At 56.4% G+C, this 14926-nt stretch carries 15 protein-coding genes and 1 pseudogene; 9 read left to right on the forward strand and 7 right to left on the reverse strand.

What is annotated here, in order from left to right:
• The first annotated feature begins 1 nt into the window (after position 1).
• The 3 genes from DXT96_RS20775 to DXT96_RS20785 all read left to right on the forward strand — a co-directional run bounded on the left by DXT96_RS20775 (position 2) and on the right by DXT96_RS20785 (position 1897).
• The gene (locus tag DXT96_RS20775; protein ID WP_153516274.1) at positions 2-985 is read left to right on the forward strand and encodes a trans-acting enoyl reductase family protein; all 984 of its coding nucleotides are present in this window, start codon (positions 2-4) and stop codon (positions 983-985) included.
• 10 nt (positions 986-995) lie between these two features.
• Complete coding sequence (locus tag DXT96_RS20780; RefSeq protein WP_153516275.1) at positions 996-1322, forward strand: nuclear transport factor 2 family protein; 327 nt, start codon at positions 996-998, stop codon at positions 1320-1322.
• 104 nt (positions 1323-1426) lie between these two features.
• Positions 1427-1897, forward strand: coding sequence for a nuclear transport factor 2 family protein (locus DXT96_RS20785; RefSeq protein ID WP_153516276.1), 471 nt, complete (start codon positions 1427-1429; stop codon positions 1895-1897).
• Between the two features lie 81 nt (positions 1898-1978).
• Here the strand turns inward: DXT96_RS20785 and DXT96_RS20790 are convergent, their stop codons facing one another.
• Both DXT96_RS20790 and DXT96_RS20795 read right to left on the reverse strand, forming a co-directional pair.
• Positions 1979-2371 carry a VOC family protein gene (locus DXT96_RS20790; protein WP_153516277.1) on the reverse strand — a complete coding sequence of 131 codons (393 nt, stop codon included), beginning with the start codon at positions 2369-2371 and terminating at the stop codon, positions 1979-1981.
• Between the two features lie 8 nt (positions 2372-2379).
• A pseudogene (locus DXT96_RS20795) lies at positions 2380-3195 on the reverse strand (NAD(P)H-binding protein); the annotation flags it as partial.
• A 253-nt stretch (positions 3196-3448) separates the two neighbouring features.
• Here DXT96_RS20795 and DXT96_RS20800 point away from each other — a divergent pair.
• Positions 3449-3847, forward strand: coding sequence for a winged helix-turn-helix transcriptional regulator (locus DXT96_RS20800; RefSeq protein WP_371418950.1), 399 nt, complete (start codon positions 3449-3451; stop codon positions 3845-3847).
• Positions 3848-4167: 320 nt separating this feature from the next.
• On the forward strand, positions 4168-4491 hold the full coding sequence (locus DXT96_RS20805; protein WP_153516278.1) for a helix-turn-helix domain-containing protein: 324 nt from the start codon (positions 4168-4170) through the stop codon (positions 4489-4491).
• A gap of 31 nt (positions 4492-4522) precedes the next feature.
• On the opposite strand, the gene DXT96_RS20810 is transcribed toward DXT96_RS20805, so the two are convergent.
• The 3 genes from DXT96_RS20810 to DXT96_RS20820 form a co-directional block, all read right to left on the reverse strand.
• Positions 4523-4861 carry a type II toxin-antitoxin system RelE/ParE family toxin gene (locus DXT96_RS20810; RefSeq protein ID WP_246670614.1) on the reverse strand — a complete coding sequence of 113 codons (339 nt, stop codon included), beginning with the start codon at positions 4859-4861 and terminating at the stop codon, positions 4523-4525.
• Between the two features lie 432 nt (positions 4862-5293).
• Positions 5294-5980 carry a nucleotidyltransferase domain-containing protein gene (locus DXT96_RS20815; RefSeq protein ID WP_371418951.1) on the reverse strand — a complete coding sequence of 229 codons (687 nt, stop codon included), beginning with the start codon at positions 5978-5980 and terminating at the stop codon, positions 5294-5296.
• Positions 5981-6014: 34 nt separating this feature from the next.
• Complete coding sequence (locus DXT96_RS20820) at positions 6015-6932, reverse strand: WYL domain-containing protein (protein ID WP_153516281.1); 918 nt, start codon at positions 6930-6932, stop codon at positions 6015-6017.
• 240 nt (positions 6933-7172) lie between these two features.
• On the opposite strand from DXT96_RS20820, the gene DXT96_RS20825 reads away from it, so the two are divergent.
• From DXT96_RS20825 to DXT96_RS20835, 3 genes are all read left to right on the forward strand, one after another.
• Positions 7173-8318, forward strand: a complete 1146-nt coding sequence (locus DXT96_RS20825; RefSeq protein ID WP_246670615.1) for a metallohydrolase — start codon at positions 7173-7175, stop codon at positions 8316-8318.
• A gap of 68 nt (positions 8319-8386) precedes the next feature.
• Complete coding sequence (locus DXT96_RS20830; RefSeq protein ID WP_194287692.1) at positions 8387-10606, forward strand: hypothetical protein; 2220 nt, start codon at positions 8387-8389, stop codon at positions 10604-10606.
• The gene (locus tag DXT96_RS20835) at positions 10603-11388 is read left to right on the forward strand and encodes a hypothetical protein (protein WP_153516284.1); all 786 of its coding nucleotides are present in this window, start codon (positions 10603-10605) and stop codon (positions 11386-11388) included. Before DXT96_RS20830 ends, DXT96_RS20835 begins: the two co-directional genes overlap by 4 nt.
• 76 nt (positions 11389-11464) lie before the next feature.
• On the opposite strand, the gene DXT96_RS20840 is transcribed toward DXT96_RS20835, so the two are convergent.
• Positions 11465-12604 (reverse strand): RHE_PE00001 family protein, encoded by a 1140-nt coding sequence (locus DXT96_RS20840; RefSeq protein ID WP_153516285.1) that lies wholly within the window; start codon positions 12602-12604, stop codon positions 11465-11467.
• Between the two features lie 187 nt (positions 12605-12791).
• Between DXT96_RS20840 and DXT96_RS20845 the strand changes: the two genes are divergently transcribed.
• Entirely contained in the window at positions 12792-13940 is a 1149-nt protein-coding gene (locus DXT96_RS20845) for a site-specific integrase (protein ID WP_371418952.1), read from the forward strand.
• A gap of 204 nt (positions 13941-14144) precedes the next feature.
• Here the strand turns inward: DXT96_RS20845 and DXT96_RS20850 are convergent, their stop codons facing one another.
• The gene (locus DXT96_RS20850) at positions 14145-14768 is read right to left on the reverse strand and encodes a hypothetical protein (RefSeq protein ID WP_153516286.1); all 624 of its coding nucleotides are present in this window, start codon (positions 14766-14768) and stop codon (positions 14145-14147) included.
• Between the last annotated feature and the right edge of the window lie 158 nt (positions 14769-14926).

The following is a 14926-nucleotide window of genomic DNA, read 5'->3' on the forward strand; positions in this document are numbered from 1 at the left end:
CATGACAAAACTGATGATCTATGGCGCGACCGGCTATACCGGCCGCATGGCGGCAGAACATGCGAAGACGGCAGGCACGCCTCTCGTTCTGGCTGGCCGCAACGAAGCGGCCCTCTTCAAACTCGCATCCGAACTTGGGGTGGACTATCGCGTCTTCAGTCTCGACGAACCGGCTGAGGTCGACAGGGGCCTCGCAGGCATCACCGTCCTCCTGAACTGCGCCGGACCCTTCATGCGCACCGCCGAGCCACTGATGACGGCAGCGATCCGCTCCGGCGTTCATTACCTCGACACTGCGGCCGAACTCGACAGCTACCGTCTGGCGGAAGTGCTCGACGATCAGGCCAAGGCCGCTGGTACAATGCTCATGCCCGGCGGTGGCGGAAGTGTCGCGATGCTCGGCAGTCTCGCGGGACATGCCGCTGCGCGGGTTGCGAAACCGTTCGGGATCCGGGTTGCCCTGCATGTCGCGGGCGGACTGTCGCGCGGGTCGGCGATCACCGCCATGGAGAATGTTACGACCGAGACCCTGGCACGCGTCGACGGCCAGCTCGTCGCCATCCCGGCGACCGGCATCCGCAAGTTCGACTTCGGCAAGGGCGCGGTCGACTGCTTCCCTGTGACGCTACCCGACCTTGTCACCATCGCTCGGGCCACAGGTGTCGCTGATATCGAGACCTTCGTGCATGTCACCGGCGACGGTTTTCCGCAGGGTGATCTCTCAGCTCTCCCGGACGGCCCGAGCGAAGCGGAGCGTCTGGCCAACCGCTACCAGGCAGCCGTCGAAATCACCGACACGGATGGAAGGATCACCCGTTCCGTTCTCGAAACCGTCAACGGCTATACGTTCACGGCAATGGCCGCAGCCGAGGCCGGCCGTCGTGTGCTGGCAGGCGAGGCCCTTCCCGGTTTCCAGACGCCCGCGGCACTGTTCGGAACCAGCTTCGCGCAGACCATTGCCGACACGATGATCATCGACATCTGAGGAGCCGACCATGCAAGAGATCGTCGAATCCTTCATCCGGACAGCCAATGCATTCGATGTCGAGGCAACCTTGTCCCTGTTTGCACCGGATGCGGTCATCGATGATGTCTCGGTGGGCGATGGCTTCGCGGGAACTGACGGCGTTCGCCAGTATCTCGAGCGATTCTTCGTTGGCTACCACACCGAGACCAGGCTCTTGTCCATCGAGATGCTCGATGACCGCACATCAGATGTCCGCGTCGATTTCACCGGAGATTTCGGTCATGAGATCGGCATCCTCAAGATCGTGATAAATGCGGCGGGACTGATCGAGCGGATCGACGCCGACCTCGAATAGCGGTTCCACCCAAGCTCACCCCACCACAACCATCGGCTCCCATGGCGCCGAGGCCGGAAAAGGTTTGCATTCCGCAGGCCTCCGGCATGACAAGGAGTACATTCATGACAACATCATCCTCCCTCACGCAAGACGCTGCCGACAGGCTGGCGGTCGTTGAAGCCCTCTATCGCTTCGCAGCAGGCATCGATCTGCGCGACCAGGCGCTTCTGTCATCGTCGCTTGCCGAAAACGCCGTTTCTGATTTCAGGCCAGCCGGGGCGAAGGCGGGTTTCGAATATCCGGTTATCGAAGGCAGGGATGTTATCGTTACGGCCCTGTCGACGTCGCTTCGCTCTGTCGACACGACCCACTCCGTCAGCAATCCTCTCGTCACCATCGACGGCGATACCGCCCGGATGGACGTGCTCGTGGAAGCCCAGCATGTTCTGCGCAGCGATCCATCACGATTTTATATGATGAAGAACCGCTACGATGTCGAACTGGCGAGGAGCGGTGATGTCTGGGTCATCACGCGCAACACGGTCGACAATGTCTGGCGTTCCGGGGACCCGGCCGTGCTTGCCGACATCTAGGCCGATGTGAAATCAGCGAAAGACGGCAGGAGCAAGGTTCCTGCCGTCTTTCGCTTGCTCGTTTTCGCGCAGCAGATCTATTCAACTCATCTGCGGCCCCAAGAAATACACCGCAAGCTTGTTGCCATCAGGATCGCGGGTGTAGGCTGCAACAGCATGCGGTGCCCAAGGTCTTGGCCCGACCGGACCCTCATCCGGGCTTCCGAAACGCAGCGCCGCAGTATGAAAAGCAGTGACAGCAGCACTCGAAGGTGCCTGGAAGCTTATAGTCGCACCGTTTCCGAAAGTCGCCGCTTCTCCGTTGATCGGCCTCACGGCGAGGAAGGCCGGGCGGTCAATCCCCCAAGCCGATCCGCTATCGCCCATGTCCCCAAGACGGCTCCATCCGAGCGCACTCAAAACGGCATCGTAGAACTTGCGTGACCGGACGATATCGTTCGTGCCGACGGTGACATGCGTGAATGATCGTTGCATCTCAATCCTCACGGCAACAGAGAAGAAAGAACATGGCGCAGACTCTGCGGAACGCGCCCTGTCAATCGTTCCACATCACCCGAGAGGTAGTCGAGGTTATGGGCTGCAGAATCACGCTTGGTTTCCACGATCGCCTCCACGAGGTCGGTAGGTAGGTTCGCCGCGGCAAGTCCGGATCGCAGATCGCTTTCTGAAAGTGCGATGAATCCGACAGGCTTCCCGATCAGTTCGCTGACCAGAGCGGCTTTCTGTTCGCCGCTGATCCTCTCGGGTCCACTGATCTGGTAGATGGCTCCCTCGTGCCCGTCGCCCGTCAGAACAGCCGCGGCGGATCGCGCGAGATCGTCGCGGGCCATATATGTCACCGATTCATATCCGAGCCCGGCCAGCATGCCATGGGCGGCCGACATCTGGACTTCCTGCGCGAAGGCCTCCGCATAGAATCCAGACCGAAGGATTGTCCAGGACGATGCGTTTGCAATGAGATGCTGTTCGCCGATCCAGAAATCGCGCCCCATGGAAGGCCCATCGACCTTCCGCGTGCCCTGCAGAGAGACCACGACGACATGCTTCACCCCCGCTGCGACCGCTGCGTCTATGGCGGCACGGAACTGTGGCCCCCGCACGTTTGGCCTGAGATCGGCACTGGGAATGAGAAGCAGCCGGTCAAGCCCGGCATAGGCTTCCGAAAGGCTGTCGGGTCGATCATAGTCGCCGAACCGCCCCTCGACGTTCGCGATCACTGTCTCCGGCTGGCGTGATATGCCGACGAGATCGTTTCCTCCATGCTCGACGAGATAACCGAGGACGGCCTTTCCAAGTTGCCCGTTCGCGCCGCTGACACATTCTCATACACATTCTCCAACGAACATTATGTTCGTGACAAACATATGGAAATCGGGGGTATCGGCACAAGAATGCACAAATTTGTTCCCTACGATCACCGATGTTCGTGGCATGGCTGGGGCGCGCACCTTGAGCGACGGCAATCCAGTTCTGATTTGATCGTCACGAACTATTTGTTCGTTTGGTCGCGTGCTATCGTGACCGCCATCTGCAGAAATCAAGGAGAAGCTCGTGTCGCAACAGGACCAGTCAGGTCTACCAAAATTCGCAGACAGCGATCATAGCCAGTGCCAGATGATTTCCAGCCTGCTTGACCGCGTCGGCGACAAGTGGACGGTGATGGTGGTCGGCGTGCTTGCCGATGGACCAGTGCGTTTCAATGCGATCATGAGAGAGGTCGGCGGCGTGTCGCACCGCATGCTCACCCTAACGCTGCGGGGTCTTGAGCGGGACGGCATCGTGGAGAGGCGGGCTTTTCCCACGATACCTCCGAAGGTGGAATACGAACTGACGCCCCTCGGACAATCGCTGGTCGAACCGTTGGAGCAGGTGATGAACTGGGTTCGTTTGAACCAGGAGATTATCGAGAAAGCGCGTGGTGCATTCGATGCTCGACCATCGACAACGTGAGAAGGCTGGTACCGGATTAATCGCGAGATCCAGTTTTTAATGCTCTTGAACGGATTCGAACGGGCAACCACCTTCACTTCATTGAAAAATCAATTATTTTCAAATGAGGCCTCAGCATCTGAAGAGAACGGCAACATTGTAGGCCGGATGGTGGAAGACCGCAGTGTGTGCGTAAAGACGTTTGGCGTTCGTTGACTTTGAACGCTGATAGTTCCGTGCAACATTTTGCCGGACCGTGCGATCCTTGGCCTCCCGACTTGACGGCCCCGTCATTTTGACCTATTTACAGAATTCTGTAATTTTAAGTTTGGAATTCTGCTATGACACAGCTCGAATACGATAACATTTTCGACTCGATCACGGACGATCCGGTCGAAGCTGCGGATTTGACGTTGCGATCAGATCTCGTCAACACGCTCGTCGCCATCTTCAAGGAGCGCGGCTGGAAGAACGTCGATATTGGAGCCGCACTTGATATCCCGCAGCCGCGAGTGAGCGAACTCGTGCGCGGCAAGATCGCCGTGCTATCGGTTCAGAAGCTCTTCGGATATCTGGCCGTTCTCGGCTACCGATTCAAGCCCTCGTTCGACGGCAGCCATCACGTCGTCTGCGGCGTTGAAGAAAAACAAAGAGAGGCCGCGTAAACGGCCTCTCTTTGATCCGGTCGCCGGAATTTTATTTCTTCGACGGCTTCTTGTCTTTCGCGGCTCTTGCTTCGGCCTGGGTTAACTCCCGGACCTCTGCCATCATCTCCTTGTAGCGGGAGAGTGCCGTATCCATTTCCTTCTGATCCGCCTTTTCGCTGGTCTTGGTGAAGGCATGGAGGATGTAGACTGTGTCGAGGTGCTTTGCGCAGTATACGGCTCTGTAGGCGGGCGAACCGTTTTCGCGCAGTTCGATGACGCCTTTCCATTCGCCCTTGAGAACCTTGAAATCGTCGAGTGGGTCGTCGCCGTCCTGAACTCTTCGTATCTCGCCTGAAAAATTGATTCTAATATCTTTTGGCAGGTCCATGAAAGCGCGCCTCGCGCCTTCGTTCACATACTTAAATTTCTTGGACATCGAATTTCGGATTCCTCATTGCTTATATGACTCTCTTTCTCCCGCTTAGCGGGGCTGGTTTCAGCCGGAATGCAAAGCGCACATAGGCCTACAAGCGTTAACATACGTTATCGCCTGACAAGAGTCAATAGCATCATAGAGGGATTTCCTATGATCCGACCATACAGGCCTTAAAAAAAGGTGTCAAGCGACTTTTTTAAAATAAATCAGATCATTTTTCGACGGCAGACGGCACAAGTGAGAGCGGCGCGGAAGCAAATATGCCCGAACTATTTATGCCCCTTAAATTAAGGGGCATCATGGCGTCGATAGCCAGTCAACGTCGGGGTGACGGGATTGTAACCGTCCACACTTGAAACTGCCCCTTTTCTGCGAGATGGGCATTCACTCGTGATACCCTAAGGACGCAACTGCATCGGCCCTAAGGGTTCCGAGACCAACTTTATTCATAGTGCTGTCAAACCGCCGGCGGTAGTCCGAATAACTACCCGTTGGTCGAAATATCCGCTTCCCGCCGAAGCTCGCTAAAAGAACCTCAAGGTCCCGCAGTATCTCAGCATCTATGATAGTCTCGTCCTTGTTCTTCACGAGTGTCAAAACAGCGTTTGATTTGGCGAATTCAGCCAAACTCAAAGCAGAGAAGACGGGGATGCCCGTTTCAGCCGATCTCGAGATCAATATGGTGCGAACGCACCAGGCGATGCGCTTATTGACCAGAGCACCGCTGCCTATGCTCATGCCGTGCTCGACAAGAAACCAGCCGAGGTCGGTCGCACGCTGAATCTCGTCCCCATAGGACTGCCGAAAACTGAACTCGGATCTGAGCATGTTCAGCTGGTCAGCGGGATCGTAAATTGGAATCGACTCCCGGAGAATATGGCAGACGAAAAGGTCCCCGTTTTGAGCGCGACTTCGAAGGTCTTCAAACGAGTATAGTGACGTCGAGAGATGTCCGTTCATCACATGCCTCGGAGCGTCTTCCTGCGTTATGAGAAGTAGGTCCGTGTCTGAACGTGAATCTTGGTCACCTCTTGCATGACTGCCAAACAGAAGCATTGCTGTGGCTGTCATGATGGTTGTTGACCGATACGTGAAAAATCCAAACTCATTTGGAGGGGTTCACTTTTCTCAGTGCTTCGACAGACATTTTCCGCGCAACATCTCTGGCCTGCAAAACGTCATTGACGTTTTGAAGAATTAACTGCTGCTTTTCCGGTTTTAGGGCGCCTACTGGCACGTCAAGGTTATGTTCGTTGATGAGGTAAAATGCGGCGCTGAGCCGGCTTGTCAGCACAAGTCGACCGTCGGTCATCTCGTACTCAGCCGCTACCGCGTCCTGCTTTGCTTGGGCGAGTGTTGGATTTGGAATGAGAATCAGATCGATTGTGTGGTGCCATTCGAGATCGAGCTTCGGGTCGACTGTACAGGACAGAGGCAGTCCCGTGCGCTTAATGCGATTCAGACTGTAATCTCGAAAATCGTTGTGGTCTTTGGACCATGCACGCACGTACCATCTTCCGCCGGCATATAGGAACGAATGCGGGGCTATTATCCGCGCGCCGCCAGCTGCCCCAGTCAAAGACTCATATTCAATTTCTAGCTCGGCATTCTGCTTTATCGCATCGAGCACTCGAAGCAGATGGTCTGGCCTAGTTGCGCGACGTCGAAGCGAGCCAACAACTTCGACCGGCGGCGTCTCATCAAACCATGTGTCGTCCTTACTCATCCAACCACGCTCCATCGCCATCAGCTGGAGCAAAAAGCGATCTGAAAAATGGCCAATGAAGACTGGTTCGTACTCCGCCGTTCTGACGTAGGTTTTCCTGGTTTTATCGTATTCGAGATTTTTGGTTGCCCGCTCTTGATAGTGAGAGATGTCCGATGACGCCTGTTGCGCAGAAATTCGGAAGAAATCCACAAGGTCCTTGCGGTTAAAGAACCCGTCCCAAAACAAACGAAAATCAATAAATTCCAGTCTCTTAACTACACCCCAGCGCAGTTCGCGATCGCCATCTTCCGACATTGACGCCTCCCATTTCCCGATTCGTTCATAAAAAACGCATCGCATTACTTGATTCGTTATGGCTTCGTGCTTACCTTTTATGGAGGCACACGAGTCTCGCGTCAATGTACTGGGGATAGCATCGAGACAACGATTGGAAAGAGTTGCTCGTCTGTCACGCATCATTCCTGAATTCATCAACCCAAGAAAGTTTAAGCAATGACTGCACAGACGACGCATTTCAAAGTGGGGAACGGGGATATGACCCTCATCGAAACCGGCGACGGACACTCTGTCCTTGTTGACATCAACATACGAGCCGCAGCCGATGACCCTAAAGGTGATGCCCCTGACGTCGCCGCACAACTTAAGGGGCGGCTCAAACGCGATGAACACGGCCGCCGCTATGTGGATGCATTTTTGCTTACGCATCCTGATAACGACCACTGCCGTGGGCTGCAGAAGCACTTTCATCTCGGTCCTTTGGACAACTGGAACGAAAAAGACGACAAAATCGTCATCAGAGAGATGTGGTCGTCGCCGATCGTTTTTCGGCGAGCGTCTAGCCAACACTCCCTCTGCGATGATGCGAAAGCCTGGGCTGCGGAGGCACGTCGCAGGGTACGTCACTTTCGAGCCAACGGTCACGCGTATGAAGGTGACAAGATCAAAATTCTCGGCGAGGACGTCGGCGGCAAAACCGACGACCTAACGGAGATCCTTGTGAAGGGCGGCGATGTATTCCACACGATCTGCGGCGTAACAGATGCCACTTTCGGGGCTCATCTTCTGGCACCGTTGCTGGCCAGTGATGACGAAGAGGCCGAGTTCCTTAGCAAAAATAATTCGAGTGTCGTAATCAACCTCTCCCTGGGAAAAATAGACCTTTCCAACCCGACGTACTATCTCCTCGGTGGAGATGCTGAAGTCGGCATTTGGGAGCGGATGTGGAACAAGTACGGAGAGGATCCTTCTGTTTTCCAATACGACATCCTTGTTGCTCCCCATCATTGCTCCTGGCACAGCCTCTCGTGGGACAGCTGGTCCGAATGCGGTGAAGATGCCGAGGTTTCGGAGGACGCTCGGAAGGCTCTGGGACAGCCGTTGTCGGGTGCAACGATCGTTGCAAGCAGCAAAGAGATCCTCGACGACGAGGCAGACCCTCCGTGCATCCGGGCCGAGCGCGAATACAAATCGATCCTGAAACCTGTCACTGGCACATTTACTTGCTTAGGCGAGCTCAAAGGCAACGAGCCTCTCGAATTCGAGCTCACGTCCTCCGGCGGGCCGAAACAAAAAGACAGAAAGGTAACGTCAAACCTCACAGCTCCCGCAATTCTTGGGCTTGCAGGGGCAGCGGCAGGAAGCTCCAGCGCACTTGGCGCTCAGCCGTTTAAACACGGATGACGGCGGTGGAGATCCCCAACTCGGCAATCCAGCGCGCGGTGCGGCTCATTCGAGCACATCCGCGCGTAATGGGTGTTGAAGACCATTTAGGAGTCAATCTTTCGATCGTCGTGCATATCGACACGGGGTTGGGCAACAGATGGCGCGCGCGTGGTTTCAGCGACAATGGCGTTCTCGCGATTGAGCCCCTTACGTTCCGATTTTCCAATTTGTACCCTATCGACGTTCCCGATGTGACCCTGCGGGCCGATTTTGACAGGTCTCATCCTCACCTCCTGCCCGCTTCATCATCAGAGCCCCCCAAACCTTGCTATATTGATGGCAGTCCACGTGATCTAATAAGGCTGAGAGGCGCACAGGGTCTTGTTACGCAACTTGCTGACTGGCTGGAAAAAGCGGCGAGAGCGGAGTTAATCAATCCGACTCAAGGGTGGGAACCTGTCCGTCGTGACCACTTGGACGATTTCGTCGAAGTCGACGCCGTCGCTCTTCGCAGCCGCGTGGATGCAAAGGGCGGCGGCACTTTCTATCAAGCGCCTTTCACAATGGTCACCAATGGTGATTGGCGCTGCTATTGCGCCCACTTCATCGGCCCCACAACGTTGCGAGATAACAGCCTCCAAGAGTGGAGCCAGCGCTTCGGTCAGGTCGGGCTTGGGATCGTGGTTTGGCCTGGACGTGCTGCATCGGGCGGCCCATTCCTCGCTGGGCGCTACCTACCAGAATCTGTTTCCAGCGTGGCTGAGCTTTTTGACCACGCCAAAAGCCTCGGCGTAGCGGATCATCTCAAAGCTCAGATAGGTTTGCTCCAGCGGAGACTGAAATTTCTTACGGGTTCTTCGCCTGTCCTTATTTCCATCATCCTGATGGCACGTCGCCCAATAGACGTCATAGGCCAGGATTCCCCAATAGAACTACTGCCATACGTTGTCGAAATCCAACGCACCAGCGATCTGGACGAGGCCAGCCTGTGTCACGTTCGACTTGCAGCCCAGCGAGATGTGATAAGCGACAAACTGATGCGGCGAATGTCGGGTAAGCCAGTAAGCCACAATCCCCGATGGACGCTGCTCGGCGCAGGAAGCATCGGCTCGAAACTGGCACTCCACTTGGCGAGAGAGGGATCGGCGCCGCGGATAGTCGTCGATAACGGCAATCTGAGGCCCCACAACTTTGCGCGCCACGGGCTTCTTCCACGTCACAGAATTGAGGCTTTCAACGACGGAAAGACACAGGCGCTCATCGATGCGATTGGCTTACTCGGACAGGCTACCTCTGGCTTTCATCGTGACGTAGTCGCGCTCTGCGCGCTGGGCGGTGACGACGAGCGCAAGACCGCATGGCCGAACGGAACTCAGTTTATCGTGGATTCGACCGGGTCGCCGGCAGTGACCGATGCCCTTTGTCTTCCCATGGTACTTCTCTCCAGGCCGAGAGCGATCGAGACGAGCTTGATGGGCGGCGGAAGGGTGGCTTACCTCGCTGTTGAAGGCGCAAGCTCGAATCCAAACGTACAGGACCTTGCTGCTGAGGCCTATCGTCTGATCAGCGCAAGCCCCACACTTAAGGAGACGGTCTTCGCCAAATCGGGAGATCTCGTCCAAGTCGGTCAAGGATGTTCAACGCTCACGGCGCGAATGTCCGACGCGACTCTTTCGGCCCCAGTTCCAGCAATGGCTATGACCTTGTCTCGGATCCTTAATGGTGATTCTACCAACGACGGTGAAATCATGTTAGGCGAGATCGATGACGATCTCCTCGGTCAGCAATGGACCCGACACGCCGTGCCGCCCTTCACGATCGTAGCAGGCGCAGGCGCGCCCTCAGTTCGAATTTCTGCGCATGTCGCCAATATTATCGAGAGAGCAATCTATGCCCGGCCGAATGTTGAGACAGGCGGTGTCTTGATGGGCCGTTTCAACGAGACCACCAACAGCTTTCACATCGTTGATGCGATACCGCCGCCTGCCGATAGCGAGTTTTCAGCTAGTCTGTTTCTGCTCGGAATCGAAGGGCTTGCTGAGGTACTACAGTCTTACATTGACCGGGCGAGCGGTACACTTTTCCCTGTTGGGACTTGGCACAATCATCTCGCGGAAAGTTCGGCATCTCGAACGGACCTCGCCACCGGTGTGCAAATGGCTTTTGCGCAAACGTTTCCCGCTCTCATCATCATCCGGACTCCGGAAAGATTTCATGGTCTGGTCGTCGATGCGGTGGGCTCCACGGAGCCTGGGGCTGAAAGCGCTGTTGCCCACGTAATTTCGATCTCGGAGGTAAATTCATGATACCTGGTTTGCCTGACACTTATACGCTAAGAGCGCGTATTATCCCCGCCTTGATCGCTGCCATTCCTGTATTCGTGCTTGCCACATTGCTCGTGCCATGGAACAGATTCAGTCTCTCGCAGGCTCTGTCGTCTCTATCTGTTGCGATCTTGCTCTTCGCTTTGTCGGATTTTGCCAGACGGCACGGGAAACGGATTGAACCAAAGCTCTATGCCAGATCGGGAGGCAAACCGACCGTGACCATGCTGCGTAATCGAGACCAGGTACTTGATGAAATCACGAAATTAAAAATTGTTTCGTTTCTTGCTGGCAAACTTGGTGAAAAACCGCCTTCAGCCGAGGAGGAGTTGGCGCACCCGGAAAAGGCTGATGCCTTCTACGAGCGGTGTGGAACCTGGTTACGGGAGAACACCCGAGACCAGAAGCGCTTTGCCATTCTGTTCAATGACAACGTCACTTACGGATATCGTAGAAATCTACTCGGCTTGAAATCAATTGCGCTCATCTTGAATGCACTCGTTTTGACGACAGTCGGCACGGTTCTGTGGCTAAGATGGGAAGATGGATTTACAGAAGACCTCAACAACAAAATGTTGGGTGTTGCGGCCATCGCCGGCCTGCACTCGGTCTATCTTTTGTTGGGCGTCACAGAAGCGTCGGTTGCTGAAGCGTCAAAAACATATGCCCGACAACTACTCCTGTCGTGTATCAGCCTCGGAGAGGCTGGTACCCCAAATACAAAACAACCATCTCGATCGTCGAGACGTCCGACAACATCTTAAGATCACTATTACTGTGCTGATTTGCGCAAGGTCTGCCGATCAGGTGGACGAGGCCGGGATGTTTGTACCCTCACCACTAGAATATTCCCCATGCCCGAAACCTCCCCCTCCCGGTCATTTCCCTCAAGCCCAGCTCCAAAACAATCCGCCGCGCCGCCTGCGGCGTGACGTCCAGCGTCTTTACGACCATCCCCGCCGACACCAACGGTCGCGCTATCACTAGCTCAACCAACTCCGGTAGTTTTGAAGACGTTCGTCGCCCGGTCAGCTTCCGCTCCATCATCGTTTTCGCGAGCGCCAGCCGGTCATGCTCCTTCATCCCGATCTCGGCAGCCGCCAAAAAACCGTGGGCGATGGCGAGCAGCCGGGTCTCGCGGTCTCGATGCCGGCGCCGATCGACAGGAATGGTTTTTAGGCCGAGATTGACGGCGCCGAGATGCGCGCCCGACGTCACACCGGCCTGGCGCAGGATCGACGCCGCGAACAGCCGGCCGAGCCAGGGCGCGTGCTGCAACACCGAAAACTCGTTCCAGGCATCGAGGGCAACAATCGCCTGCAGCACCGCCGGCAGATTTTCTGCCTGCCGCAGCACGCCGCGCCATTCGTCGAGCCTTGAATCCTCGTCCCAATCGAGATCATAGATCATCGGATCTTTTCCGGCCCCGCCGCCGCGGCCGGGCCTTGTCGCGTTTGCGATCGCCGCATCCGATCGTGCGAGCACGGCATCGATGGCGGCATAATCGATGCCGGGGAGATGTTCGATGTCGTCGGCGTATTCCCCCTCGCCTTCCGGATCGTTCGCGACAGCGCGCCGGATGGCATCGGGGGGCGTCACCTCGCCCGTGTCAGCCGCCGTGGTCTCCGAGGTTTTGCGCAGCGACCGAATCCCGTCTTCCGACAGGGCCCAGCCTGGGAGTTGGGCAGCGATCCGCCGACGAGTGCGCAGGACGTCGCGGGCGATTGTCAGCTCATGGGTAGGTGTGCGAATATCCTTCGTGGCGTCGTGGAGGACGAGGTCTTCGAGATGGACGAGTTCCCCGTCGATCCACAGCGAGGCGCAGGCGTCAGTGAAGTGGCTGCGCTCGATCCACCCCTGACCGACCGGCGAACGGGCGACGCGCTCGTCCAGACGCGTCAGCGCGACGCCGGCGTCAAATGCCGGCCGCATCAAGGTCGGTATGCTGATTTTCGCGATATCGTAAGCCATTGAAATCATGGTAAATGATTTGTTATACGAACTCTATTTAAATATTACAGTTCCCCACATGGTATGATTGCCGGTTGACGCTCTAACCACCGATAACTAGCGCTTATCGATGGTAGTTGATCTGGAGTCGCAAATCAGAAAGAATCGGGCCTATCATGGCCCTGGAGGCCGCTGAAACCGTCCTTTTGGAGCGTCCGTGGCCAAAGCCAAGACATCACTGACCGCCGTCGAACGACGCGCCGAAGAACTCGACACCATTGCCGCCGTGCTGCCGATGGAGCGCCGCGACGAACTCGCCGAGCTTTTGACCGACCAGGACATCGAGACGCTGCGCCATCTGGTCAACCAGGGCATGGGCGACAACACGCTGCGGGCGCTGACCTCGGATCTCAGTTATATCGAGGCGTGGGGCCTGTCAGCAACCGGGAAATCGCTGCCTTGGCCCGCGCCAGAAGCGCTCCTACTAAAATTCGTTGCGCATCATCTCTGGGACCCGCAACGCCGCGAAACGGATGCCAATCACGGCATGCCGGGCGACGTCGACGAAAACCTTCGAAGCCAAGGGTTTCTGAAATCCGTCGGCCCGCACGCGCCGGCGACGGTGCGCCGGAGGCTGGCGAATTGGTCGACCCTGACCAAGTGGCGGGGTCTTGATGGCGCCTTCGCCTCCCCTGCCCTGAAATCGGCCATCCGCCTTTCGGTTCGCGCCGTCCCCCGGACGCGGGGTCGCAAGAGCGCCAAGGCGGTCACCGGTGACGTCCTGGCAAAACTGCTGTCGACCTGCGCCACCGACAGCCTGCGCGATCTCCGTGACCGGGCAATCCTGATGGTAGCGTTTGCGTCCGGCGGCCGGAGGCGCAGCGAGATCGCCGGGCTGCGCCGCGAGCAGCTGACCGTCGAGCCACCGATCCCAGTCGAAAACGGCACCCCCCTCCCCTCTCTCGCCATCCATCTCGGCCGCACGAAAACCACCTCCGGGGAACAGGACGATGTCGTCTATCTGACCGGCCGGCCGGTGGAGGCGCTAGATGCCTGGATGGCGGCAGCCAAGATCGAGAGCGGAAGCGTGTTTCGAGCGATCGGACGCTGGGGAACTGTATCGCGGCGGGCGATCGATCCGCAGTCGGTCAACGCGATCCTCAAGCAGCGGGCTGAGATGGCCGGGTTGGAGAGTGGAGAGTTTTCGGCGCATGGCTTGCGATCGGGTTATTTAACAGAAGCTGCCTATCGCGGCATTCCGCTTCCCGAAGCCATGGAGCAGTCAAGGCATCGATCGGTGCAGCAGGCGTCGAGCTATTACAACAATGCGACACGGCGTAGCGGGCGCGCGGCGAGATTGCTGTAATCGCGAAAAAGAGTGGGACCGTTTGAGAATCGCTTCAACCAGCCGCAGCATCATAGGGTGCCGTACACACTTTCGGATCCAATGCCGCATCAATTGGCGCTCCGGTACATCAACCTATTGATGCAGGAAGCCGCTCAACTGCTATCAGTCTGACCCGCTGAACCTGATCGCCGGCGTGCGAGGCATGGAGCCCGAGGTTACAGCCTAAATTGCCTTTAGTTCCTTGATTGCCTCCCGCAATTCGATGTTCTGAAGTTCTAGCCGGGCAATCACGCTAGCGGCTTTCTTGAGTTGTGACAGGGAAAGTGCCGAAGAAATCGATATATCGAATGTGCGTGTAATCCGATGAACTTCGTTGGCGAGCACCTGCAAAGCGCTCGCTCGCCTCGCTGCCAAAAAAGCATCACGTGTGATCACAACCAAAGCCCCAGCCGTGGCTATGACGCCTATGGCTCGGTAAAGGTCGGCACCGAACGTGCAATACACGAGCATAATGAAAGATATAACCGCAGAGATCGCGTAAAACCATGTAGTGGACGCGTTAGCCGGGGCGGTCCGGGCCGCGTCCGAGTTAATGAACTTGGCAGCGGATGACAGCAGACCTTGCCTCTCGCTAGTGTTTGGGACTTGTGCTCCACTCGCGGTGATCGCTTTTAGCGTCGTATCTAAGTGCTTGAACTTCAGAACGCTCGACCGAAGGAGGCGGCTGACATCAGGCCCTGCCACAACGAAGGCTAACGATATGGCGACTGTCAGCTGAGCAACAGACTGGAAGTCTGACGCCTTCATAGTCCCGTAAACAAAAAAATTCAAAAACCAATCAAGCATGGATGCTCCTCGTATATATATACCTTGCGGACTACCATGCACGATTGAACATCGTGTTATCAGGATTGATTATATTGCACTTATTCATCTCCTGTGGTTGGTATTTTAATGTAGGTTTCGCAAACCGTTCAGCGGGAATACGATGCTCAATCACGAGT

Origin of the sequence: Agrobacterium sp. ICMP 6402, from assembly GCF_009498615.1 — a bacterium.
Taxonomy (GTDB): domain Bacteria; phylum Pseudomonadota; class Alphaproteobacteria; order Rhizobiales; family Rhizobiaceae; genus Agrobacterium; species Agrobacterium burrii.

Bases quoted from the DNA above. Each gene is read 5' to 3' on its own strand.
- DXT96_RS20810 (WP_246670614.1), bottom strand. From the start codon at position 4,861: ATGGACCTGCCAAAAGATATTAGAATCAATTTTTCAGGCGAGATACGA.
- DXT96_RS20780 (WP_153516275.1), top strand. From the start codon at position 996: ATGCAAGAGATCGTCGAATCCTTCATCCGGACAGCCAATGCATTCGAT.
- DXT96_RS20775 (WP_153516274.1), top strand. From the start codon at position 2: ATGACAAAACTGATGATCTATGGCGCGACCGGCTATACCGGCCGCATG.
- DXT96_RS20805 (WP_153516278.1), top strand. From the start codon at position 4,168: ATGACACAGCTCGAATACGATAACATTTTCGACTCGATCACGGACGAT.
- DXT96_RS20835 (WP_153516284.1), top strand. From the start codon at position 10,603: ATGATACCTGGTTTGCCTGACACTTATACGCTAAGAGCGCGTATTATC.
- DXT96_RS20850 (WP_153516286.1), bottom strand. From the start codon at position 14,768: ATGCTTGATTGGTTTTTGAATTTTTTTGTTTACGGGACTATGAAGGCG.
- DXT96_RS20820 (WP_153516281.1), bottom strand. From the start codon at position 6,932: ATGTCGGAAGATGGCGATCGCGAACTGCGCTGGGGTGTAGTTAAGAGA.
- DXT96_RS20840 (WP_153516285.1), bottom strand. From the start codon at position 12,604: ATGATTTCAATGGCTTACGATATCGCGAAAATCAGCATACCGACCTTG.
- DXT96_RS20790 (WP_153516277.1), bottom strand. From the start codon at position 2,371: ATGCAACGATCATTCACGCATGTCACCGTCGGCACGAACGATATCGTC.
- DXT96_RS20830 (WP_194287692.1), top strand. From the start codon at position 8,387: ATGGGTGTTGAAGACCATTTAGGAGTCAATCTTTCGATCGTCGTGCAT.
- DXT96_RS20785 (WP_153516276.1), top strand. From the start codon at position 1,427: ATGACAACATCATCCTCCCTCACGCAAGACGCTGCCGACAGGCTGGCG.
- DXT96_RS20825 (WP_246670615.1), top strand. From the start codon at position 7,173: ATGACCCTCATCGAAACCGGCGACGGACACTCTGTCCTTGTTGACATC.
- DXT96_RS20815 (WP_371418951.1), bottom strand. From the start codon at position 5,980: ATGACAGCCACAGCAATGCTTCTGTTTGGCAGTCATGCAAGAGGTGAC.